General features: G+C 60.8%; 23 protein-coding genes. 12 read left to right on the top strand and 11 right to left on the bottom strand.

What is annotated here, in order from left to right:
• Positions 1–2 precede the first annotated feature (2 nt).
• Positions 3–1,016: a porphobilinogen synthase gene (gene hemB / locus Pan181_RS06405; RefSeq protein ID WP_145246042.1), complete on the bottom strand. Its 1,014-nt coding sequence runs from the start codon at positions 1,014–1,016 to the stop codon at positions 3–5.
• Between hemB and Pan181_RS06400 the strand changes: the two genes are divergently transcribed.
• The 6 genes from Pan181_RS06400 to Pan181_RS06375 all read left to right on the top strand — a co-directional run bounded on the left by Pan181_RS06400 (position 1,010) and on the right by Pan181_RS06375 (position 6,094).
• A complete protein-coding gene (locus tag Pan181_RS06400) occupies positions 1,010–1,600 on the top strand; it encodes a hypothetical protein (RefSeq protein ID WP_145246041.1) in 591 nt (196 codons plus the stop codon). The two genes, hemB and Pan181_RS06400, sit on opposite strands and share 7 nt — an antisense overlap.
• A 147-nt stretch (positions 1,601–1,747) precedes the next feature.
• Complete coding sequence (locus Pan181_RS06395) at positions 1,748–2,824, top strand: COX15/CtaA family protein (protein ID WP_145246040.1); 1,077 nt, start codon at positions 1,748–1,750, stop codon at positions 2,822–2,824.
• Positions 2,821–3,732, top strand: coding sequence for a heme o synthase (cyoE, locus tag Pan181_RS06390; RefSeq protein WP_197528976.1), 912 nt, complete (start codon positions 2,821–2,823; stop codon positions 3,730–3,732). The genes Pan181_RS06395 and cyoE overlap by 4 nt, the downstream gene beginning before the upstream one ends.
• 59 nt (positions 3,733–3,791) lie before the next feature.
• Positions 3,792–4,748: an ABC transporter ATP-binding protein gene (locus Pan181_RS06385; RefSeq protein WP_145246038.1), complete on the top strand. Its 957-nt coding sequence runs from the start codon at positions 3,792–3,794 to the stop codon at positions 4,746–4,748.
• Between the two features lie 45 nt (positions 4,749–4,793).
• Positions 4,794–5,594, top strand: coding sequence for an ABC transporter permease (locus Pan181_RS06380; protein WP_145246037.1), 801 nt, complete (start codon positions 4,794–4,796; stop codon positions 5,592–5,594).
• Complete coding sequence (locus tag Pan181_RS06375) at positions 5,591–6,094, top strand: DUF420 domain-containing protein (RefSeq protein WP_145246036.1); 504 nt, start codon at positions 5,591–5,593, stop codon at positions 6,092–6,094. The genes Pan181_RS06380 and Pan181_RS06375 overlap by 4 nt, the downstream gene beginning before the upstream one ends.
• 49 nt (positions 6,095–6,143) lie before the next feature.
• On the opposite strand, the gene Pan181_RS06370 is transcribed toward Pan181_RS06375, so the two are convergent.
• The gene (locus Pan181_RS06370) at positions 6,144–6,650 is read right to left on the bottom strand and encodes a GNAT family N-acetyltransferase (protein WP_197528975.1); all 507 of its coding nucleotides are present in this window, start codon (positions 6,648–6,650) and stop codon (positions 6,144–6,146) included.
• 225 nt (positions 6,651–6,875) lie between these two features.
• Between Pan181_RS06370 and mgtE the strand changes: the two genes are divergently transcribed.
• Complete coding sequence (mgtE, locus tag Pan181_RS06365; protein WP_145246034.1) at positions 6,876–8,282, top strand: magnesium transporter; 1,407 nt, start codon at positions 6,876–6,878, stop codon at positions 8,280–8,282.
• 32 nt (positions 8,283–8,314) lie between these two features.
• On the opposite strand, the gene Pan181_RS06360 is transcribed toward mgtE, so the two are convergent.
• Positions 8,315–8,683 carry a hypothetical protein gene (locus tag Pan181_RS06360; protein ID WP_231943770.1) on the bottom strand — a complete coding sequence of 123 codons (369 nt, stop codon included), beginning with the start codon at positions 8,681–8,683 and terminating at the stop codon, positions 8,315–8,317.
• 505 nt (positions 8,684–9,188) lie between these two features.
• Between Pan181_RS06360 and Pan181_RS06355 the strand changes: the two genes are divergently transcribed.
• The 3 genes from Pan181_RS06355 to dapA all read left to right on the top strand — a co-directional run bounded on the left by Pan181_RS06355 (position 9,189) and on the right by dapA (position 11,619).
• Positions 9,189–9,845, top strand: coding sequence for a hypothetical protein (locus Pan181_RS06355; RefSeq protein WP_145246033.1), 657 nt, complete (start codon positions 9,189–9,191; stop codon positions 9,843–9,845).
• A gap of 31 nt (positions 9,846–9,876) precedes the next feature.
• Positions 9,877–10,602, top strand: coding sequence for a pyridoxine 5'-phosphate synthase (locus Pan181_RS06350; protein ID WP_145246032.1), 726 nt, complete (start codon positions 9,877–9,879; stop codon positions 10,600–10,602).
• A gap of 129 nt (positions 10,603–10,731) precedes the next feature.
• Positions 10,732–11,619, top strand: a complete 888-nt coding sequence (gene dapA, locus Pan181_RS06345; protein WP_145246031.1) for a 4-hydroxy-tetrahydrodipicolinate synthase — start codon at positions 10,732–10,734, stop codon at positions 11,617–11,619.
• Between the two features lie 20 nt (positions 11,620–11,639).
• Here dapA and Pan181_RS06340 read toward each other — a convergent pair whose 3' ends face one another.
• From Pan181_RS06340 to Pan181_RS06315, 6 genes are all read right to left on the bottom strand, one after another.
• The gene (locus Pan181_RS06340; RefSeq protein ID WP_145246030.1) at positions 11,640–12,629 is read right to left on the bottom strand and encodes a beta-RFAP synthase; all 990 of its coding nucleotides are present in this window, start codon (positions 12,627–12,629) and stop codon (positions 11,640–11,642) included.
• A 31-nt stretch (positions 12,630–12,660) separates the two neighbouring features.
• Positions 12,661–13,275, bottom strand: coding sequence for a DUF447 domain-containing protein (locus Pan181_RS06335; protein ID WP_197528974.1), 615 nt, complete (start codon positions 13,273–13,275; stop codon positions 12,661–12,663).
• Between the two features lie 40 nt (positions 13,276–13,315).
• Positions 13,316–13,981, bottom strand: a complete 666-nt coding sequence (locus Pan181_RS06330; protein ID WP_145246029.1) for an anthranilate synthase component II — start codon at positions 13,979–13,981, stop codon at positions 13,316–13,318.
• Positions 13,982–14,021: 40 nt separating this feature from the next.
• A complete protein-coding gene (locus Pan181_RS06325; protein WP_145246028.1) occupies positions 14,022–15,422 on the bottom strand; it encodes an anthranilate synthase component I family protein in 1,401 nt (466 codons plus the stop codon).
• Positions 15,419–16,825: a DUF6513 domain-containing protein gene (locus tag Pan181_RS06320; protein ID WP_145246027.1), complete on the bottom strand. Its 1,407-nt coding sequence runs from the start codon at positions 16,823–16,825 to the stop codon at positions 15,419–15,421. Before Pan181_RS06320 ends, Pan181_RS06325 begins: the two co-directional genes overlap by 4 nt.
• 66 nt (positions 16,826–16,891) lie before the next feature.
• The gene (locus Pan181_RS06315; RefSeq protein ID WP_231943769.1) at positions 16,892–17,653 is read right to left on the bottom strand and encodes an SDR family NAD(P)-dependent oxidoreductase; all 762 of its coding nucleotides are present in this window, start codon (positions 17,651–17,653) and stop codon (positions 16,892–16,894) included.
• 152 nt (positions 17,654–17,805) lie between these two features.
• On the opposite strand from Pan181_RS06315, the gene Pan181_RS06310 reads away from it, so the two are divergent.
• Together Pan181_RS06310 and Pan181_RS06305 are read left to right on the top strand one after the other, a co-directional pair.
• Positions 17,806–19,497, top strand: a complete 1,692-nt coding sequence (locus Pan181_RS06310) for an outer membrane protein assembly factor BamB family protein (protein WP_145246025.1) — start codon at positions 17,806–17,808, stop codon at positions 19,495–19,497.
• A 178-nt stretch (positions 19,498–19,675) separates the two neighbouring features.
• Entirely contained in the window at positions 19,676–21,886 is a 2,211-nt protein-coding gene (locus Pan181_RS06305) for a hypothetical protein (protein WP_145246024.1), read from the top strand.
• On the opposite strand, the gene Pan181_RS06300 is transcribed toward Pan181_RS06305, so the two are convergent.
• Both Pan181_RS06300 and Pan181_RS06295 read right to left on the bottom strand, forming a co-directional pair.
• Positions 21,883–22,314 (bottom strand): universal stress protein, encoded by a 432-nt coding sequence (locus tag Pan181_RS06300; RefSeq protein ID WP_145246023.1) that lies wholly within the window; start codon positions 22,312–22,314, stop codon positions 21,883–21,885. The two genes, Pan181_RS06305 and Pan181_RS06300, sit on opposite strands and share 4 nt — an antisense overlap.
• Before the next feature lie 66 nt (positions 22,315–22,380).
• Positions 22,381–22,968: a universal stress protein gene (locus tag Pan181_RS06295; RefSeq protein WP_145246022.1), complete on the bottom strand. Its 588-nt coding sequence runs from the start codon at positions 22,966–22,968 to the stop codon at positions 22,381–22,383.
• Between the last annotated feature and the right edge of the window lie 286 nt (positions 22,969–23,254).

The raw sequence follows: 23,254 nt of genomic DNA, 5'->3' as shown, positions 1-23,254 counted from the left end.
CGTTAGCCCCGTTTGAGTAGCTCGGCCACTTCCAAGGCGAAGTAAGTGAGCACCCCATCGGCCCCGGCGCGTTTGAACGCCAGCAGGCTTTCGAGCATCACCTTTTCGCGATCGAGCCAGCCCCGTTCGGCCGCGGCCGAGAGCATGGCATACTCACCACTTACTTGGTAAGCGAACGTCGGCACCGCGAAGGTTTGCTTCACCCGGGCGACGATATCGAGATACGGCATGCCCGGCTTCACCATCACCGTGTCGGCCCCTTCGGCCAGATCAAGAGCCACCTCGCGAATGGCTTCGTCGGTGTTCGCGGGATTCATCTGATAGGTCCGCTTGTCGCCGGTGCCGAGGTTGGCCGACGATCCCACCGCATCGCGGAACGGTCCATAAAACGCCGAAGCGTACTTGGCCGCGTAGGCCATGAGCTGCACGTCGGCGAAGCCCGCCTCGTCGAGCGCGGTGCGAATGGCACCGATGCGGCCATCCATCATGTCGGAGGGGGCGATGATGTCGCAGCCGGCTTCGACTTGCACCTTGGATTGAGCGATCAGGGCCTCGATGGTCTCGTCGTTCACTACGTAACCGTCGCGGACCAGTCCGTCTTGCCCGTGACTCGAGTAGGGATCGAGCGCCACGTCGGCGAGCACGCCGATCGCGTCGCCATGCGCCTGCTTGATCGCCCGAATCGCTCGGCACATCAAGTTTTCGGGATTGTAGGCTTCGCGGGCGTCGTCGGTCTTTAGTTCGACCGGCGTGGCCGGAAACAGCGCGACCACCGGAACGCCCAACTCCACCGCCTTGCCGACCGCTTGCACCGCATCGTCGATCGACAGTCGGCTGACGCCAGGCATCGACGCAATGGGACTCGGCGCCGCATCGCCTTCTTGCACAAAGAGAGGCCAAATCAGATCGCTAGCCGACAGGGTATTCTCGGCCACCAGGCGACGCGACCAATCGTGTCGGCGGACTCGGCGAAGTCGGGTGGAAGGGTACGATCCCCAAGATCCATTGGATGCCATCGCGTATAAACCTGCTTGAAATCGGTGCCTACCTTGAAGACTTGCGAGAACTGCCCTCCATTATCTGTGTCGCTGCCAGTAAAATCTACCGACTCACGCAGCGCGACGCATTGCGTACTACCGGCTTGCTACCTTTGTCCCCTCCTTTCGATTTCACTGCCACTATGAGCCAACGCCCTAAGATTTCCGTTGGCCCGTTCCACTTTTTTTCGACGGGCATTCGTATCTCTGGCAAGCCTTCGATGGAGGACTGGAATGGCCCGCTGCAGTTTGCCATTTGGTGCCAACGAGCGGGCCCGTGGTGGATTGGCGACCTGATCAACGCCGGCGAGGATGGCTTCGGCGAGGCCTTTTCGCAAATGTGCGAGGGGATGGTGTCGACCGAAATGCTCAGCCGCTACGCGTCGGTGGCCCGCCGGGTGCCGTTCGAGAACCGGCATCCCAATTTGTCGTGGTCGGCCCACGCCGCGGTGGCCCGGCTCGCCCCGCCCGAGCAGCGGAAGCTACTGGCAGCCGCAAACCGCGAAGGCTGGACCAGCGAAGAGCTACGAGTGAAGGCTCGGGAGCTGAAATCAGGCAAATAATTGCACGTTTCGGGAGGCAAGTCGCCTTTAGGTGCGACATTTTGACCGCTTTTGCCGACAGGTGGTCACGCCTTATAATACCGGGCTATCCAATTTCCCGCCCTCGATGCGCACTCCCCCCGGTCTCACCCCTTCGGTTTCAGTTGCATGGCAACCCAGTCGGCAAAAGTACGTGACAGCCAAGTTTCGGCCGAAAAGCTACCGGCCGGGCTCCGCTGGACGCGATGGGTCGCCTGGGTGCTCTGTGTGCTCACCTTTCCATTGCTCTGGATCGGCGGGCTGGTCACGACCACGAAGTCGGGCATGGCGGTTCCCGATTGGCCGGGAACCTATGGCTACAACATGTTCCTCTACCCACTGTCGACCTGGTGGTCGGGCCCGTGGGATTTGTTTGTCGAACATGGCCACCGGTTGCTGGCCACGATTATCGGCCTCTTGAGCCTGTTGATCGCGGGGCTACTGTGGAAGTACGACTCTCGCAGCTGGATGCGGTGGGCTGGCATCGTCACCGTGATCGGAGTGATCGCCCAAGGCGCGCTCGGCGGATTCCGCGTGCTGCTCGACGACCGGATCCTGGCCATGATTCATGGCTGCGTTGGTCCGCTGTTTTTTGCCCTCACGGCCGCTCTGGTGGTGTGGACCTCGCGCAGCTGGAACGAACTCGAATTGCCCGAAAACTCACCGCTTGCAGGTCGCTTGTTCGGCATCGCCCGACTGACTTGCGTGCTGGTTTATCTGCAGATGATCGTCGGCGCGTTAATACGTCACATGCCGGTTACGTTTGTCACCACCGCGTTTACGCATGCCACGCGGGTGCATGTGGTACTGGCTGGTCTGGTGACCGTGCTGGTGCTGCGCATGGCGTGGCTCGCCACCCGGGCGGAGTTCCCCAAGTTTCTTCGTCGCAGTGGATGGGTGCTGAACTTCGCCATGCTCTTTCAATTGCTGCTGGGGCTGGCAACCTGGATCTTGAAGTACGGCACTCCCCTCTGGCTGCGGGGCATCTTGCCGATGTCGCCCGAGGCCGTGCTGGCCGACGGCTGGTGGCAGTCGCACGTAGTGACCGCCCACCAGGCAACCGGCGCGTTATTGCTCGGCACGACGACGATTGTGCTGCTCTTGAGTTGGCGAATGGCTCCCGGCGTGGCCAACGAGAACGCCCCGCACTCACTCCGCTGGAACGAGCCGACTGCTCGACTCGAGCAAGGAGCAACCACCCGATGAGCACTCCCACCACGACTGGCGTCATGACCGACCGCGTTGCTTGGACCTCCCGATTCGCTGATTTTTGGGAATTAACCAAGCCGCGCATTGTGGCCATGGAGCTGATCACGATTGCCATGGGATTTTATCTGGCCGCTGGTAGCCAGTGGTCGCCATTGGTGTTGGTGGCCACGCTGCTTGGTACCGGTTTGGTTGCTGGAAGTGCGAGCACCCTGAACATGTGGCTTGAGCGCGACCTGGATGCGATGATGGTTCGCACCGCGAATCGCCCGCTCCCTGCTGGCAGAGTGGTTCCCTGGCACGCGGTCGTGTACGGGCTGTTGCTGCTGGCTGGCGGAGTTGCCTTGCTGGCGATCGGCCCCGGCGCCCCCACGCTCACCCTTGGCCTCATTTGCTGGTGTTTGTACGTAGTGATTTACACGCCGCTTAAAACACGCTCGACGCTCAACACTGCGGTCGGCGCAGCAAGCGGTTCGCTGCCGATTGTCATGGGGTGGGTCGCCGCGGGTGGCAAGCTCGACTGGGTCGGTTGTGCGCTTTTTGGCGTGCTTTACCTGTGGCAATATCCTCACTTCATGGCCATCGCCTGGCGATGCAAAGACGACTACCAACGCGGCGGATACGTGATGAGCACCACGGTCGACCCCAGCGGACGACGCGCGGGTCAGCTGGCAATCATTGGCTCGCTGCTGCTGATTCCGGTGAGTTTGGTACCGATCATGGTTTCGGATTCGATGCTGCTGAGCAGTGCGTACGCGATTTGGTGCGTGCTGCTGGCAGGCGTCTATTTGTGGGCCTCGGTGGTATTTGCTCGCTCGCCCGGCGATGTGAGTTCCCGCCTGCTGTTGCGGGCCAGCTTGATTTACCTACCTTGCTGGATTTTGGGGCTATTCCTGGTGGCGATTTAGCCGCATCGCTGTAAAATCATGCACTTGCCTCCAGTTTCCCTTTCGCCCCGCGCCACCAAATGCCCGACTCCCCTGCCCTATCCATCCGCGAAGTGCGCTACCGTTACGGAGACCACGAAGCGGTTCGCGGTGTCTCGTTCGAGGTTGCCAAGGGCGAAGTCTTCGCTCTGTTAGGCCCCAACGGCAGCGGCAAAACCACGCTCTTCCGCCTGATTTCGACACTCGTTCCCCTGCAACAAGGCGAGATCGATGTGCTCGGCCATAGCGTTCGCACGCAGGGTGCTGCGGTACGTGGGCAGATCGGGGTCGTGTTCCAGGCACCGAGCATCGACAAGAAGCTGACCGTGCTCGAGAACTTGATGCATCATGGCCGACTCTACGGCCTGGGAGGGAGCCAGCTCAAGCAAAAAGCGGTCGGCATGATCGATCGCCTCGGCCTGTCGGAAAAGCTCAAGGCCTATGTCGAAACACTCTCCGGTGGTCAGCGTCGTCGTGTCGAACTGGCGCAAGCCATGCTGCACGCCCCCAAGATGCTCATCCTCGACGAACCAGCCACCGGGCTCGACCCGGGGGCTCGTAGCGACCTTTGGCGGTACTTCGCTGGCCTGAAGGAAGAAGGGGTGACCATCGTGCTCACGACCCACCTTCTGGAGGAAGCCGAGCGGGCCGACCGATTAGGCATCATGCATCGCGGCGAACTCGTGGCCCTCGACACCCCGACCGCGCTACAGGCGTCGCTCGGTGGCGACACGCTGATCCTTCGCACGGCCGATTCCCAGGCGTTGTGCCAGGCAATCCGCGAGAAGCTCCAGCTCGAAGCCAGCGTGGTGGATGGCACCGTGCGACTCGAACAACCCAACGGGCACGAGCTTGTTCCCCGCTTGATCGAAGGACTCGGCGAACAAATCGACGCGGTCACGCTAGGCAAGCCGACGCTCGAGGACGTGTTCATCGCCCGCACGGGTCATCAGTTCTTTGCCGAAGTCGAGAACGAACCTACGCCTGCCAGCCACTAGTCGCCCGCCCTTTCGAGCCTGTCCTTCGAACCGAATTCTGTTGCCATGTCTACCGCTTCGCCTGCTGTACGCTCTGTTCCTGTAGTGCCTGCAATCGTCACGCTGGCCTGGCGCGAGCTGATTCGGTTCTTCCGCCAACGCACTCGCGTGTTTGGGGCGTTAGGCCAACCAATCATCTTCTGGCTGATGTTCAGCGAAGGATTCAAGTCGGTCGATCTCGGCTACGCCTACCAGTTCCCCGGCATCCTGGCGATGATCCTGCTGTTCACGGCGATCTTCACCACGATTTCGGTGATCGAAGACCGCAACGAAGGCTTCCTGCAAGGCGTGCTGGTCTCGCCGGTGCCGAGGTGGGCCATGGTGCTCGGCAAGGTACTCGGTGGAGCGACCATCGCCTGGCTGCAGGCGATGCTCTTTCTGCTGCTCGGCTGGCTAACAATATCCGAGATTCACCCCCCCATCACCGGCGTGCTGCTGTCGATGGTTTTGATGATGGTGCTGTCGATCGCCCTCACAGGGCTCGGTTTCTACCTGGCTTGGAAAACCGATTCGAGCCAGGGCTACCACGCAATGATGAGTTTGTTGCTGTTTCCCATGTGGCTGCTCAGCGGGGCGTTTTTCGCTCCCCCTAAAGATAGCCTGCTCAGCTACCTGGTAACGATCAATCCGCTCACTTACGGCGTCGCTGGCTTGCGTCACCTGTTGGCCGAATCGAAAGTGATTGAAGACAGCTGGCTACCTTCGCTCAGCGTGTCGTGGATCGTAACAATTGCCTTTGCCGTGGTGATGCTGGCACTGGCCTCGATGGCGGTCCGCACCCGCACCCAAGGGGATTTGAAGTCATGAGCCCGCACCCGATTGTTCATGTCAACGCGTCGCTGAATCTGCTGGCTACTGTGCTGCTGATCGTTGGCTTCTTGCTGATCAAACGCCGCAAGGAGCAGGCGCACAAATGGGCCATGCTGGCCGCGTTTGGGGCGTCGATCGTGTTCCTGGGCTGCTACCTGTACTACCACCTGGTGCTGAACTTGCAGACCCCGTTTGGCGGCGACGGGCTTGTGAAGTTCCTGTACCTCACGATACTGCTGTCGCATATCGCCCTGGCGATGAACGTTCCGTTTCTCGCTGTATGGACCATCTACCTCGGCCTGCGGGCCCATGGCGACTGGTTACCAACGCAGGTAAAGCTCGCCAGCGAAGCCGAGCAAAGCGAGTACATGCAGCGAATGCGGATACTGCACCGCTGGTGGGCTAAAATCACGTTTCCCGTGTGGATGTACGTGTCGGTAACCGGAGTGGTGGTATACGTGATGCTGTACCACCTGTGGCCGCCAGAAGTCTTCTAGCGATCATGTGAGCAGAGCGACGCCGGCTGCCATGACGGACCGCTGACGCTTACGACGGTTCGCTCGGCAGCCATTGCATGAACATGGCGTCCTGGAACTTGTCGAACTTGCGGGCGACTTGCATCAGGCGACCGATTTCCTTGAACCCATGCTTGCGATGGGCTTCGATGCTGGCGACCTTCTCGCTATCGATCACTGCAATGATGCTGTGCAGCCCTAGCTCCACCGCCCGGCGGGTTTGGTCGGCCAGGATCATCGAGCCGAGCTTCTGCCGCACAAAGTCGGGATGCACGTACACTGAGTTTTCGGCCGTGGTGCGGTATCCAGCCAGCAAGCGGAATACGCCCAGCGCGCCCCAGGCGACGATGCGATCGTCGCGTTCCACCACGGTCACCGGATGAATCTCGGCGCGATTGGTAAACCACGCACGGCGGGCTTCGAGCGTCATTGGCTCGAGCGCGTAAGTGCTGGTGGTATTGACCACGTAGTGATTGTGAATGTCGTTGATTGCCGCCAAATCCGCTTCGGTGGCCAATCGTAACAAGGGACTGCTCATGGTAGGCGGCAATCGTACTGGTAACGCCGGGGGAATAACGAATCTCCCATTGTAACCACGGTTGCGTCGAAGCCTATCCGGGCTCAAGAAAGGTATTTTAATTCGGTAAATCATGCGGTTTCGCTTGTCGCTGGGCGTTTACGGTCTAAGGTGTGGAAACTAAACTGCTGGGACGCCCCTCGCCCCTCGAAAAATGCCGCCTATTGCAAGAATTCGACCCGCTTCATGATTAATACGCTGCTACTCCCCGAACTGCGCGAAATGCTGACTTCCGGCGATACCGAAGGTCTCCGCGAGTTTAGTTCAGCGTTGCACCCCGCCCGTGCGGCGGAATTTATGGAAGGGCTCAATCCGCAGGAAGCCTGGCAGGTGCTGCAGGCCGCCGATTCGAATCGGCAAGCCGAACTGTTTGGCTTCTTGCCCGACAGCATGCAGGTCGACATCCTCGAAACGGTATCGCCGACCGAGACCTCGTCGCTGGTAGCCGATCTGCCTGCGGACGACCGTGTCGACCTAATTAGCGACGTGCATCCCGACGTGGTCGAAGAGATGCTTCCGTTGCTGCCGGCCGAGGAGCGACGCGAAACACTCCGGCTGATGGAGTTCCCTGAGGGAACCGCTGGTAGCGTGATGACCACCGAGGTTGCGCGGCTGAGCGAAACACTCACCGTGCACCAGGCTTTGGAAGCTATCGCCCGCCAGAGCGAAGACCTTGAAACGGTGTATTACAACTATATTGTGGATGAGGACAACCGACTGCGAGGGTTGATTTCGGCTCGTCAGCTGGTGACTCACTTCGGCAAACCCAACACCAAAATCACCGACCTGATGCAGCGCGACGTAGTAACCGTGCTGGCAACCGACGATCAGGAAACAGTTGCCGCAAAAGTGGCCAGCTTCGACTTCATCGCCATTCCGGTAGTCGACGATCATCAGCACCTGCTCGGCATCATCACGCACGACGATATCATCGACGTGTTGCGTGAAGAGGCCACCGAAGACGCTCACATGGCCGCGGCCGTCGATCCGCTAGACGATAGTTACCTGGAAACGCACTGGTTCACGCTGGCCTGGAAGCGGGGCATGTGGCTCAGCATCTTGTTCCTGGGGGCCTTGTTCACCGCGTTCGCGCTCGGCGAGTACCAAGGCGAGTTCGAGCGAGTCCCTTGGCTCGTGCTATTCATCCCGCTAGTGATCTCCAGCGGTGGTAACTCGGGAAGTCAATCGGCCACGCTGGTGATTACCGCCATGACCCATGGCGATGTAAAGCTCAGCGACTGGTGGCGCGTGATTAAGCGCGAAGTCTGGATGGGCTTCTGCCTGGGCAGCATGCTCGCCATCGGCGGTTATCTATGCGCGATGGGCATTCTCAGCACGTTTGAACCCGACGACCCGCAGGTCGCAGCAACCTTTCAACCACCGAGTTGGCACGAAGTACTGGTGGTGCCCATTACCCTCGTGCTAGTGGTGATCTGCAGCACCTTATGCGGCGGTACTTTGCCGATGATCTTTCGCCGACTGGGGCTCGATCCCGCGTTGATGAGCAACCCATTTGTGGCCGGCATCATCGACATCGCAGGAATCGTGATCTACATGAACGTGGCGGCCGGCCTGCTATCGTCGATGTCGTAGCCAAGCCGCTTTCGTCTATCGAAGCGTCGCGACTACACATCCAACAAAGGATGGCCCACGTACATCTGCAAGATCTGACTCTGCACCTTGATGGCGCGAATCAGCACCCAGATTTGCTCCTGCGTGAAGCTCTTGGGGTCGCCGCTCGCCAGCTCTTCGAGTTCTTGAGCCATCGCAGCATGCTGATCGGTTGCTAGCTGCAAACGCAAACCGGTTTCTCGCCAGGCGCGTTGCAGGGTCGGTCCGTCGACTAGCTGTTCCAGATCCGCATACTCATTTGTCAAAAGAAGACACAACCGGGCGACGTCCTGGGGCGTTGCTTCGGGCTGCAGGTCTTCGATTCTGCAAGCTAAAGAATGGCAGTTCATGGCCGAGGCCTTTGTCTCAAGATGTGCGTTCAAGGGGTTGTCGCTTTCCGCTTGGTGTGCCCGACCATCTTATGTCGAACTTCACTTGGTTTGTTACTTGCCTCGCTTAGTGCGGGCGTCCGATCTCAGTCGGCGTTCCTGCCGGGACGCACAAAGGTAGCTCAGTATTCGACAGCGTCGAATCGTCGAACCGTCGACTGATGAAGCCACAAATAAGCACGGTTGCAAAACAACAACATCAGCCGTTGGGGGGTGTCGTTTCGCTGCCACGGGTGTGTCGGTTTTCCCCTTCGAGGTGAGGAATAGCGATGGGAAAATCGATATTTCCGGCCAAGCTGTCACGCCCAAAATTGGCACAACTGGCATGGCTAACCACAATCGGTCTGGTACGAAAGGGAGTAAAAAAGCTGAAAAATTCTCAGCTACCTGCCGAGCACCCTCCGCGGTATTTCGTGGACATCCTCGGTGGTCGCCGCAACAATGTCGGATGGCACCTTTTGCACCGCCGCTCGAACCTTCAGGCCCCTGGGAGACTGATATGCCGCTTTGCCCGAAATGCCAGCATTTGATTTCCCGCCAGCAGCAAGCAACCGGCGTTTGCCCCACCTGTCAGCCGGCCGCGGAGGATGCCCCCTGGAGCGACGTCGCGCGGGTACCGAATCTGGCCGAAGCGGGCTATCTGGTGAGTTTTTTGGAATACCACGAAATCGAAGCCCGGCTCGTGCATGCCGAATCGTTCAGCGCGACTTCCGGCAGCTGGGCCAGCGACTACGTGCTGCAGGTACCATCGGAGTATCGCCAACAAGCGGCCGAAATTGTACGAACCGAAGCAGCAGCCCTACAAGACGAACAACCTGAATACAACGACTTTGGCGAACCTATTACCGAGGAACCGCTTCAGTTAGTGATCTGGCGCCCGGTCGCCTTGATGGCGCTGGCTGGTTTAGCGATACTATGGCTCGGCCATCGAATCGCAGAACAACGGGCACGCGACACTCCGCAACGCCCCGACGAGGCCCTGGCCGAGGCCATTGCTGCGATCGGTCGTCCGCTGGTGGCTACCTCGCCCGGGGGACAGGTGCAACATCGCTTGAGTTACGATGCGGCGACCCAAACCTGGCTGCTGGAGTCCGATACCAACCGCGACGGCCGATTCGACCGCCGGCAAGTGTTTGCCCAGCCGGTCTCCCCTTAGCCCCACCTTACATAAGCGACCTCGAAAACTCATGGCTCGACTCGGCGTTAATATCGATCACGTGGCAACCGTCCGCCAGGCTCGTAAGACCAACGAGCCCGACCCCGTATGGGCGGCCGCGCTCGCTGAACTCGGAGGCGCCGACGGCATCACGCTGCACCTGCGTGAAGATCGCCGGCACATCCAGGACCGCGACGCTCGCCTGCTGGTGCAAACCGTGGCCGTGCCGACGAATCTCGAGTGTGCGACCACCGACGAGATGCTGCAGATTGCCTGCGAGCTGCGACCGTCGCAAGTGACGCTGGTGCCTGAACGACGCGAAGAGGTCACCACCGAAGGGGGACTCGACGTCATCGGGCAGCAAGCCAAGGTCGGCGAGGCGGTCAAGCGATTGCAGGACGCGGGCATCGTCGTCAGTTTGTTTCTCGATCCCGATCCGCGTCAGCTCGAAGCTGGTATCGCGACCGGGGCCGAGGCCATCGAGCTACATACGGGTGCCTACGCCCACGCGTCGGACCATGGCAACGCCGAGGGAGAACTCAAGACGCTCACCGAAGCGGGCCGGCAGATCACCGATGGCGGGCTGATTCTCAACGCCGGGCATGGGCTCACGTACCGAAATGTCCGCCCCGTGGCCGCGATTGCCAACATGCACGAACTCAACATCGGCCATAGCATCATGGCCCGCGCGATGATGGTCGGCATGGAGCAGGCAGTGCGCGATATGAAGCGTTTGGTGGCCGGCTGCGACGCCTAGCGAATGGCGATAAATCGCTCTTAAAAGGCCTTTTTGGCTCGTCGGCCGAGGGTGCCGCCCCTAGCCTGCCGGGCGGGTCGCTCGGTATCATACCGGACCACTGAAAATCTTTACAAATGAGGTCCCCGGATGACGACCAAAGGCGAGGCGTTTGCTGGACTTTCCGTTGCGCTCACTACCCCCATCACCAACGGCGAAGTCGATTACGACAAGTTCGGCGAGCAGATCGAATTCCAAATTGCCGCTGGCACCAACTGCCTGTGCCCCGTTGGCACCACCGGCGAATCCCCCACGCTCAGCCATGAAGTGCACGAGCGGGTAATCGCCTTTGTGGTGGAAAAGGCCGCTGGCCGCATCAAGGTAATGCCTGGCACCGGTAGCAATAGCACCGCCGAAGCCTTGCGACTCACCAAGTTCGCCGAGCGCGTCGGTGCCGACGCGGCGTTGCAGGTAGCTCCCTACTACAACAAGCCAACGCAAAAGGGCTTCTACGAGCACTTCCGCGTACTGGCCGAAGAGTGTGGCATCCCTCAGTGCATCTATAACATCCCCGGCCGCACCGCGAAGAACATGGAGCCGGAGACCATCATTCGCCTGGCCGAGCTTGAGAACATCAAGCTGGTGAAGGAAGCCACTGGCTCGCTCGATCAAGCCTCGCAGATCATCGCCGCGACGAACCTCACCGTGCTTTCGGGCGACGATAGCCTGACGTTGCCGCTCATGGCGGTCGGTGCCCACGGCGTAGTCTCCGTGGTCGGCAACTTGGTGCCTGGTGACATGCTGCAGCTGATCGCGGCGGTGAATGAAGGCGACTTCGCCCGCGCTCGCGAGTGGCACTACAAGCTGTTTGCCCTCTGTCGCGACATGCTCGGCCTGGCCACCAACCCAATTCCCGTGAAGTCGGCCATGCAGTTGGTCGGCCGCGATTCGGGCGAGATGCTGCTGCCGATGACTCCGCTCGAGCCGCACGAAGTGGACGTGCTTCGCAAGACGCTCACTGCTTACGGGCTGCTGTAACGGCCTCGGATAGCGTCAGCTTATACCGGATCGACGACCAACTCCGCCCCGCGATTGCGGGCGGGAGTGATGGTAATCGTGCAGCGATTCGCGGTAGTATCGCTCCGTAGCTCGGCAACCAGCTTTTCGGCCGCTGCTTGACTTGGCTGCATGGCAAACAGGGTCGGCCCCCACGAGCTTTGGCCCACCCCCGCGACACCACGCTCACGTAGCGCGGCGACCATTTCCGCGATGCGATCACTCGAGTAGGCTCCCCCCTGCACTTCGGCGAAGCACAGCCCGGCGAGATGCCCGTACTCGTACACCGCGGTGGCAAACTCGTTGAAGTCGCCTTGCTGACATGCTGGCACGATCCGCTCGCGGGCAATCTGCTGCAACTGGTGCGTGGTCGCCATAGGAACCGCTGGCAGCTTGGCAAACGCCGATTGCTCTTCCTTGCCCGCTTTGCCCTGCTGGTTGTCAGGTGTGAGCAGCACCACGCGCCAGGGCTCGGGGAACTCCACACGAGTTTCCAGTTGCCCCAGCGGTTCGTCAGCCGCTTTGCCCGCATCGACCAGCAATCCTCCTCGGCAGAAGCCGTGGGTGCCGATTGCCGAGCGTCGGCCCCGCTTCGCAGCGCGAGCCAATTCCTCGCCGGGCATTAGCTTGGCAGTGTGCCTCTCCAGAGGATCGCTCCACGCGCTCAGCAGTTGGGCCACGGCCAGGCTTAGCTGCGTACCGACTCCAAACCCCGCATGCGTAGGAGGCGATTCCACGACTTCCAGCACGCAAGTTGGCAACGAGTTAAGCCTCCACGCAGTGCGGCAACGTTCGGCTACCGCAAGCATGCGACTCGCAAACGCCCCACGAGCTTCGAACTGGGAAGCACCCGTCGCCCGCACGGTAAGCTTCGGCTGCTCGATCATCAGGCCGACCCCACCGAACTGGCGGGGGTGCATGGGGCCCCAGGCCCACAACCCAAAGTGCAGGCGAGCGGCCGTACGTAGTTCGATGGACTGCGGGTTGCTCATCGTCGGCCGCTGCGTTCTCACGAAAGGGGGCTTACGAATCGAACATCGTGCGGGTTTCGCCTTCGGCCATTCGCTCGTTGACGAACCCTTGCAGTTCGGCGAAGGCCATCCGCTCGTCGGGCCCGGCGGTCTTGTCGATGATCATGCCATACTCGTTGTAGCGATCGAGCACGTCTTCCATCGGGATCAGCGACAACCGACTTGCCAGAATGGCCGCTTCGATGACTGCGCCGCGGGCGCGATGCAAGCCAAAGAAGTCGCGCACCCGCCCTTCGTCAGTCACTCGGCATTCCATCTTCGACCGCTCCTGCGAATCGTCGATCGTCTCGACCTCGAACGCGTACCAGCGCACGCAGTCGGCCAGGCGCGGGGGGTAGCCCTCGGGCCCTGGCTCGGTGGCTGGCTGCTCGGGCAGCCGACCAATTGCCGCCCGGGCGAGCAGCAGCACGTCGTCGGTTACATGCAGAATGCCACGGCGCGTGCGGCACAGGTTGTGGAACGTCACTGCTGATTTGAACGGTCGCAGCAGCATGCGTGTGATCGGCCAGTCGACTCGCGGTCCCATCGCGGCAATATGCAGGCTACCGTCCTCGTTCTGGGTCGTGATCACACCCTCGAGCAGCGGACAATCGTGGTAATTCATCATGGCACTATTCGGGCAGAAGAAAAGAACGTGCGAACGATTCCTAAAAGGTAACCGGTCGACCGGGCATCGGTCGAGGCTCGACCGGCTCTCGCAACTCCGACTTTCCTAAACTGGCAAAATCGCACGCTATTTGCACACCTGCCAATTGCAAGAAATTGGCAAGCATCGTGTAACCATATTCGGTGAGAATCGACTCGGGATGGAACTGCACGCCCACCAGGGGAAGCTCGCGATGCGCGAAGGCCATTAACGTGTCCCCTTCTGTGGTCCACGCTGTCGGTAGTAGACAATCAGGCAGCGTCACCGGATCGACCACCAACGAGTGATACCGCCCCACGGTCACGGGAGATGGCACGCCCGCGAACACCCCCTCGCTAGTATGGCGAATCGCCGACGACCGCCCGTGGTAAGGCTGCTCGTCGCGAAGGATGCTGGCCCCCAGGGCCTGAGCAATGGTCTGATGCCCTAAGCAGACTCCCAGCATCGGCACCGATAGATGCAGCTCGCGGACCAACTCCAACGAGCACCCCGCTTGGTCGGGGGTGCACGGACCAGGCGAGAGCACCACCGCTTGCGGATCAAGCTTGCGCACCTCGTCGATGGTGATCTGATCGTTACGTACTACGCGCGTTTGCCCTCCCAGCCGCTCGATGTAGCGAGCCAGGTTATGCACGAAGCTGTCGTAGTTGTCGATGATCAAAATCATAGCGTCGCTGCTAGTCGCAAAGGCTTCTCAAATGGTACGGTCACGCCTGGCGTGCTTTGAGCATGCCGTGGGCTTTGTGCCAGGTCTCTTCGTACTCTCGGCGGGGATCGCTGGCAGCGACGATACCGCCACCGGCCGGGAGTTGCCACCAACCTTTGCCAGCGGTGATCGTACGGATCAGCAGGTTGCTATCCATCGTGCCATCGAAGCCGATATACGCGAGCGATCCACAGTACGCCCCGCGGGCGGTTGGTTCGAGCTCGGCGATGATCTCCATCGCTCGCACTTTTGGCGCGCCGGTAATCGAGCCCCCGGGGAACGAAGCCCGCAGCAGGTCGACCGCTGTTTTCTCCGGTTGCAGCTCCCCTTCCACCGCCGAAACCAGGTGCTGCACATAAGCATACGTTTCGAGCCCGCATAGTTTAGTAACCTGCACACTGTGCGGCAAACAAACCTGCGACAGGTCGTTGCGAAGCAGGTCGACAATCATCACGTTCTCGGCCCGATCTTTCTCGCTCCGCGTAAGCTCGTCGCCTGCAAACAAATCGGCTTCGGGACGCGAGGTCAGTGGACGGGTCCCTTTAATCGGGCGCGTTTCGACATGCCGACCAACGACCCGCAGGAACCGCTCGGGCGAGGCGCTTGCCAGCTGGTAATTGCCGAGATCGAAATAGCCCGCGAAGGGGGCCGCATTGCGGGTGCGAAGCCGCTCGTAGAGTTCCCTCGCACTCCCCTCGGCTGGCACCATCAACCGCTGCGAGAGGTTCACCTGAAAGATGTCGCCCGCGTGAATGTACTCCACTCCCCGCGCGACCGCCCGCAAGTAATCGTCGCGTGAGAAATCGCTGGTGATGCCATCGCCGACGTCGAACTGCGGAGCCAATTCACCGATTGGTATCTCAGCTGACTTGGCTGGCGGTGGCGGCACCGTGGTTTCTAGCAGCTCCAGAAACTGCTGAGCACGCGAGGTGGCTCGCTGCGGTCGCTCACTGCTCTCGGTGGATGGAAAGCCTTGCGAGACGAGCCAGCCCTGCCCGGTCTGGTGATCGAACGCGGCGACCACGTCGTACAGTCCCATCGCCAAAGCGGGCACCTTGAACTCATCGTGCTGCGGCTTCGGCAACTTCTCAAGGCTATGGCACAAGTCGTAACTCAGCAGGCCTGCGGCACCTCCCTGCAGCGGCGGCAAACCAGCGATCGGCTTCGCCGTGTATCTGGAGAGCTTCGCCGCCAGCACACCGAGCGCATCGCTTCCATCGGCTGGCAGCTCAATCCACTCAAACGGATCGCAAGCCACGAACGAGTACCGCCCGAGCGTCGCATGGGGCATCGCACTATCGAAGAACACACAATGCGGCTGATGTTGCCAGCGACGGAACACCTCGACCGCGGTCCAATGGCTCGGCAGCTCGGTTACTACCGGCTGGAATGCCTCGCTCATTCGGGCCTCCGGCTGCCGCGCAGGTAGTGACGCTGCTCGTCCTGAGTTAAGTGTCCCCAGTCGAGCGATTCGTCTTGCTGATACTGCTTGCCGAGCGCCAGGGCGGTCGCGGCCTTGCACATTTCGTAACCGAGATAGAACGCGTGACTTGCATCGAGGTTCTTGGGAGACGACCCGTTGGGGCCGCTCACCAGAAGTTGCTTCATCACTTCAAATGGATCTTTGTGATGCAAATGAGTATCGGCCGAAACGAGATGCACCTCGCCTTCGGTGGCAAAGACGCGGTAGTTATGATCCTTCACTTGCTCAGCAAGCGTTTGCAGCTCGTCGCGCGCGGGACTCGCCAACTTTTCATCACGAAGCACGAGCAGTTGTCGCTCCAGGTGCTTTGGCGGAATGCCTTGCTCGACCGCGTGATAGACCAACCGCCGGGCGAGGTCGCACTCGCGGACGCTGGACCGTGCCCAGTTAATTACTTCGGTCGTGAGCACGCTGCGAATACCAAGCTCCTGGCAAATCGCAAGCAACACGACGTTCACGCCGGCCGAATCGACATCGGTCAGCTCGGTGAGGTTGCCGATGCCCATCAGCATTTCCGCATCAGGGTAACGCCGACGAGTGGTCATGTAGCGTTCCACGCTCGCGGCGAATCCCATGCCGATCGGCTCGAGGATGGGGTCGATCCGCAACGGCACCGAGCGGGTCGCCAGATACTCAATGGTGTCGTCGAGACCAGCAAGCGTCTTGGGGTCGTCGGGCACGACGATCACGGTGGCCCCCCAATCGACAGCCGCCTCGCGGTTGGCACTGCTGACCGACAGCACCAGCTCAGCCCCGGCCGACACCGCGGTGGCAATCTCGCGAACGTCGGTGCTATCGATCGACACCCGCAGCCCTAGGTCGCGGACTGCCTGCACAGCTTCGCTTACCCCGAGCCATCCACCGCCGGGGTCGCAGCCAAGGTCGATCACATCGGCACCATCGGCCGCGTAGCGCTGGGCGATGGTAACGATCTGATCGATCGTCAGCCGAGGGCAATGATTGATCTCGGCCAGGATCTCGATGTCGTAGTTACCGTAACCATCGGCAACTGCGTGCTGCCCAAAGTGCTCGGGCAACCGCCGCAGGTCGCGCGGGCCAAGCTCGATGGTCGCCTCGCCGACCAGTTGTTGCAGCGCGGACACGTTGCCCTGGCAGTAACCCGGTAGCACCACGCGAGTCGCGTTTGGGTCGGGCGTTAGCTTCTTGGCGATCCACTCGGGGGTCATCAGCGCGGCGACCGTGATCGGGAGCACCGCAATCGAGTAGTCGAAGTCGAGTTCGCGCGCAAGCGTCTCCACTTGCTTGCGAAGCGATGGCTCCGCCAGTCGACCGGTCACGAATTGAATGGTCTCGCGCGTCACTGCAGCAGAAGGTCTCGAAGGGAAGCAAGAATATAGGAACGAAAGAATGAAGCGAACGCTGGCGAGCTACGCCTCGCCTTGATACGGGCCGGCGAAGCCTCCGTTGACGGGCAGTGTGTGTCCGGTAATGAACTGCGATTGCTCGCTGGCGAGAAACAGCGCGGCGGCCGCGACATCCTCGGGAGTCCCCCACCGCCCGAGCAACGCTTCGCCCTGGGCGCGGCGGTTCCAGTAGTCGCTCGCGTTGCCGCTCCACTTGGTCGCGATCCACCCCGGTGCTAAGCAGTTCACACGAACCGTCGGGGCCAGACTCCGCGCCAGGCTGCGGGTGAAGGCCATCACCGCTGCCTTGACCGCGGCAAACATCTGCCCGCTATCCCCTTCCATGCCGAACTCGGCCTGGTCCCAACCGATGTTGATGATGTTGCCCTGCCCGCAGGCGAGCATCCGCTCGCCGACCGCCCGCGAAAGCTCCATCGTCGCCCGCACGTCGACTTGCCAGAGCGCTTCGAGCTTGCGATCGAACGACCAGTCGGCCGCCGGGCCAGTGAGTACGTCGACGCCGGCGTTGTTCACCCACAAGTCGACCGCACCCGAACCACAGGTCTGGGCGACGAGCGCCTGGCAGGTGGAGGAATCGGCCAGATCGCCCACGAAGTCGCTACCGCCGACACCCAGACTGGTCATCTGCTCCCGCAGTTCGGCCAGCCCGGCGCGGTTCGCGCGGGTGTGCAGGTGGACGTCGGCCCCGGAGTAGGCAAACGCCAGGGCGATGGCCCGCCCGATGCCGCTCGCGCTACCGGTAACCACCGCGGAGCGACCTGCCATGAGTGGTTTTCTTTGATTCGTCACGTTGGAAGGCAATTCAGCCATCAACCTGCTGTTGTCGTGTAAATGGGAGGGCCTTAGGATTAAAGTCGGCTACACGCACTTTCGCTACGCATTTGCCAAGTCTCCTAATATACAAGGTCGAACCTCCCATGTCGTCGGAGCCTGCTGAAGTTACCACGAACAAACCGCGGGCCTGGTGGCGGCGTTATTTCCCACTCTGCTGGTGGGCGCTCATGCTATTGCTGGCGGCCTTGGTGCTGGTACTCGGTTCGCACGGCATGGAGTCCGACCGGCAAACCGTCGCGCTGATTGCCATCGCCAACCTGTCGTTCCTCGTGCCGCTCGGTTGGCTGCTGTTTGCCTGGCCGCCGGTCAAGCAGCTCGGCTATTGGCCACGCTGGGGGCTGCGGCTGCTCGTCGCAGCGCTCTTGGTGCTCGGGTTCATGAGCATCGACGTGCAGTACGATGGCGACGGCAACTGGCGGCAGGTTCGTTTCGCCTGGCAAGCGGCTCCCGATGAGCAACTGGCCGAACTCTCTGGCAACCAAGTCGCGAGCGGATGGCAGACCACCCCGAACGACTACCCTGGTTTTCTCGGTGGTCGTTACTGGGCCGAGGCCACCAACGTGACGCTCTCTGGCGATTGGCAAGCCATTCCGCCCGAGATGATGTGGAAGCAAGACATCGGCGCCGGCTGGTCGGCCTTCGCCGTGGTGGGTGATTACGCGGTGACTCAAGAGCAGCGAGGCGACCAGGAACTCGTCTCCTGCTACCACATCGACGATGGCAACGTAGTGTGGACCCATGCTGACACCTCGCGGCACGACCCCGGCGACGTCGGCGGGGGGATGGGGGGCGTCGGCCCGCGGGCGACTCCAACCCTGCATGAAGGGCGCGTCTACACGATGGGCGCTACTGGCATCGTCAACTGCTTGGACTCCGAGACTGGCGACGTAATCTGGTCGCACAACATGCCCGATGAGTACCAAGTGGAACCGCTACTGTGGGGCAATAGCAGCTCGCCGCTGATCGTTCCCGAGCAAAATCTGGTGGTGATCGCGGCTGGTCAGGCGGCCGAAGACTACATGAACTCACTCTATGCGTTCGACCTGGCAACCGGAAAGATCCAATGGTCCACTGGCCCGCCGACAACGTCGTACGCCTCGCCGGTGCTGGCCACCATTGGTGGTGTGCTGCAAGTCGTGCACGTCAACGAAAGCTCCGTGGGAGGCTATCGCGTGACCGATGGCGAAGAGCTGTGGCGGTTCGAACAGCCTGGCAGTTCGTCGGCCGATGCGTCGTGTTCGCAGGCCATCCCGCTACCGAACGATCAGGTGCTGGTCTCCAAAGGCTACGGCGTCGGCGCCCGACTCGTGCAGATCAGCAAGAGCAACGACGGCTCCTTCGAAGCCACCACGATCTGGGAAAAGCGGGTGCTGAAAACCAAGCTCTCGAACCTGGTGATCCGCGACGGCTATGCCTACGGACTCGACCACACGTTGCTCTCGTGCGTCGAGATCGAAACAGGCAAGGTAGCGTGGAAGAAACGTCGCAACCCAAACTTTGGGCATGGGCAACTGCTGCTGGTCGGCGACTATCTATTTGCGATCACCGAACAAGGCGAAGGGGTGCTGCTCGATTGCACTCCTGAAAAGTACAGCGAAGTAGCCCACCTGCAGATGCTCACCGACGAGGGAATCACCTGGAACAACCCCGCCCTGTCCGGCGATCGGTTGCTGGTGCGCAACAACTTGGAAGCCGCCTGCTACCGGCTGCCGACCGCGTCGGAGCCCCCGACTGCTGGGGAATCAGCATCCGAATCGCCAGCCGACACTCTGTAGCGTATCTGTATGCTAGCCGTGCGCCAGTTTTTTCGATTGCCACCGGGGCAAAACTTTCTCTAAGATATAGCCTATTCCGGCCACACCCGAACTGGGGGTACTCCTATCGATGCGAATGGGTATCGCATCGCAAACCTGCACTGCCGGGGCACTCACGCATGACACCACAGGAACTTGCATGTCTCGACACTTGCTGATAACGCTGCTGTTACTCGCTAGCAGTTTCGCGATTTGCACCCACTCGGCCATCGCACAATCGGTGTACTACACACATACGTCCGGTCCCACCGGCGATGGTTTCCTGTGGGATCAATCCCCGACTGGGGGGCTCAACGACCTCGACGATGGCGAAGTGTTCTACACGCCCGACATCAACATGGCGTACGCCAACTACTCGGGCAACACGACCTACTTCGATAACAACTACCAGGCAGCCGGCAACAGTTCGGTGATCGATGGCGACGCCTGGTGGGGCAACCCGACGGTCGATGGCTACTCGCTGGAGTTCGAGTTCGATCCTTTTGTCTCGGGGCCGGCGACGACGTTCTCGTTCGACTTCGCCTGGGCCAACGCTGGCCGCGATGCGCAGAGCTATCTTGGCATTCAAGTGTTTGATTACGAGGGGGATGGCTCTTCGTCGTACGAAGCGTATACCTACCTCGACCTGAACGAGGTGTTCAACGCAGGCTCGGCGTTTGGTGGCTTCGAAGGGCGGGCGGGCCATGCCGAAATCGATGTGACTCAACTGTTCGATATCTACACCGACGCGCCGTTCGGTCAGATCGACTACATGATCCTCGAGATCTACGAGCCGACCGATCCCTCGTTCCCACTCGAGTTCGCCATCGACAACGTAGAGGTCAATCAGGCGGGCACGTCCGACAACAACTCGGAGGTGGCTCCCAGTTCGCTCGCGATCAGCTCCAACTTTCTCCGCGGCACCAACCCCTTCTCGATCGGCTTCGACGTACAGAACACCAGCCTGGTAGATACCACGTTTTCCGCGTCGATCGAGCCGACCAGCTCGCCGGAGTTCCAAGCGGCCGATCCGCTACCCACCGGAGTCGATGCCCCGGCTGGCAGTAGCGTGTACACCGGGTACATCGCCACGCTTCCGGCCGACACGCTATCGGGCGAGTATCTGCTGGAGACTCGCATTTCGAACGACCTGAACTCGAGCGATCCCGACGAGGTTGTCCCCTACACGCTGTCGGTCTTCGATCCAGTCGAGCTGTCGGGCAACAACAGCAGTACCATTCAAGTCGACACATCCCCCGGGCTTTCGCTAGCGAACGCCGCAGTCGAATCGCACACCGGTGCACTGCGGGCCACAGCCGAGGTGATTGCCGTGACTGCCAGCGATGGCTTTGGTCTGGTCGGCCTTCCCCCTACAGTGGGCGACACCACCGGAACGCTCATCGCTCCTGGCAGTTCGCAAGCAGCCGAGGTTACCTTCGATCACCTCGGCAAGCGAAGCGCCACCTACGCGGGTACCGTGAGTGTCGAGGTCGAGATGACCACGCCCGCTGGCTATCTGAACTACGCGAACGAACAACCGATGGTCAGCTGGGAGGTCGCTTACACGCTGGCCGATACCACGACCGACTCGGCAAGCTTGTCGCAAAACGGGTCGTACGCGGGCAGCGTCGGCATCAACTCGGCGAAGAGCGCCACGACGATCGTCGCTGGCAGTTCGCCGGTGGGTCAAACACTCGGCATCGACCAGGCACCGAACACCGGCACCAACGCGACACTACTGTCCGATGCAGCCGAGCTCGACTTCTCCGGCACCAGCGGGCTGTACGTGCTGCAAATCACCTACGACCCCGCAACGCTCGGGGAACTCTCCCCCATGGACCTGGCGATACTTGAACTCGACACCACCGGCACTCTCTGGCAGCTGGCCATCGAGCAGAACACCGATGGTGGAGTTGGCGGCACCGCGGCCTTCTCGGGCACGTTCGAAGACTACCTGACCAGCGATGGCAACGGAGTGCTCGACAGCGCCGACCTCAGCCAGTTCGGTTTCGATACCACCAATCACACCGCCTGGGCAGTGCTCGACCACGAGGGCACCTTCGCACTCGGCAGCTTCGAGTCGCTACCAGGCGACTACAACGCTGATGGCGTGGTGAATCTGGCCGACTACACCCTTTGGCGCGACCATCTCGGCAGCAATTTTGTACTACCGAACGACCCGATCGGCGGCATCATTGGTTCCGCCCAGTACGACACCTGGAAGGCGAATTTCGGCCAATCCATAGGAGCAGGCACCGCGGCCACGTTGGCCACGGTGCCTGAACCATCTACCGCCTGTCTGCTTGCGATACTGATGGCTGCCGCGGTGAGCAGGTTACCGCGGCAGCCACTTGTTGCAGCACGCGCTTAGTGCCGCAACACCAGCACCGGCAGGTGCGCCAGCCGTAGCACCCGCTCGGCAACCGATCCCAACAATAGACGCCGGAACCCGGCGCGTCCGTGGGATGGCATGACTATCACGTCGGCGTCGATCTGCTCGGCGTGCTTAACGATGCCCCGTCCCGCATCGCCAAACGCCACGTGATAGGAAACTCCATCGTACTTGGGAGAGGCAAACGTCTTGGCGAACGTCTTCAGCACGTGCTCGCGCTGCACGTCCTCGCTGATCGACTCCCACACGACCCCCGGGGTGGTCACATCGAGATCGGGAGCCACGTGCACCACGTGAACCAACTCGTTCGTGTCGGCCATTTCAATCGCGTCGTCCACGGCCTTCATCGACTCCTCACTGAAGTCGACCGGAACAAGCACTTTCTTGTTCATAAACCAGTTTTTCATCGTCCTGTTCCTTTCATTCACGCCTTGGATCCGACATGCCTCGGAACCTCTTCACTTACAGCCGTTTTACCCTGGCCTTCTGTTTGCCTCCTGGGCTCCATTCGCCAGCGGCGAACCCGACAAGTGTGGCCGGGACACAGGATCTTCCTCACCGCTGGTTTGCTCTGCAGTGGCCTTCGACATCACCGGCACCGCCCCGCTGCCAGCCACGTCGACACCCACGGGGTGCTTCATGGTGAGCACTGGGCACTTGGCCAGTCGTACCACTTCTTCCGCAACACTCCCCATCAGCAGTCGCGACACTCCGGTCCGCCCGTGCGATCCCATCACGATGAGATCCACCTTTTTATCCTCGGCCACCTTCGCAATCGTGCGGGCGGGTGGTCCCAGCATTAGTATTCGTTCGAAACGAACCTTCGGCTCAGTTGGCTCGATCTCGTCTAACAAGTGAGAGCATTCGTACTCGATGCGTTGCGACATGTCGGGCATGTAACCCATGCCGGTGTACTCGGTGCAGTAGGCTGCACTCTCGTCGATCACATGCAAGATATAGAGCTTCGCATCGGCCTCTACGGCGAGTGCCGAAGCATGCTGTAGCGCCGCCTCGCTCGACTTCGAAAAGTCGACAGGGCATAGGATGGCATGAAGATTCATGACCGCCTCCAGGCACCTGGTGCCGTTGAATAGTTGGCTAGCGGGTCCAAGCAATCCCGCTAGTCAATCCTATACAAATGCAATTTTGATGCCAGAGAATCCGCTACCCGCTTGCGGAGTCTTACCCTAGAAATACCGCTTGTTTTTCGTGGCCGACTTTTCTTGCCGAACTGGTCAAATGTGCGACCCGGCACAAATGGTTTCAATTAGCACACCAGGGGTGGTTTGCAAGAAGTCACCCCCTGCTGCGAATACTCTCCAGCGAATGGGTTCTGCAGCGGTTGGT

It is taken from the genome of Aeoliella mucimassa (genome assembly GCF_007748035.1).
GTDB classification, from domain to species: Bacteria; Planctomycetota; Planctomycetia; order Pirellulales; family Lacipirellulaceae; genus Aeoliella; species Aeoliella mucimassa.
This window is presented reverse-complemented; position numbering and strand designations above follow the sequence as displayed.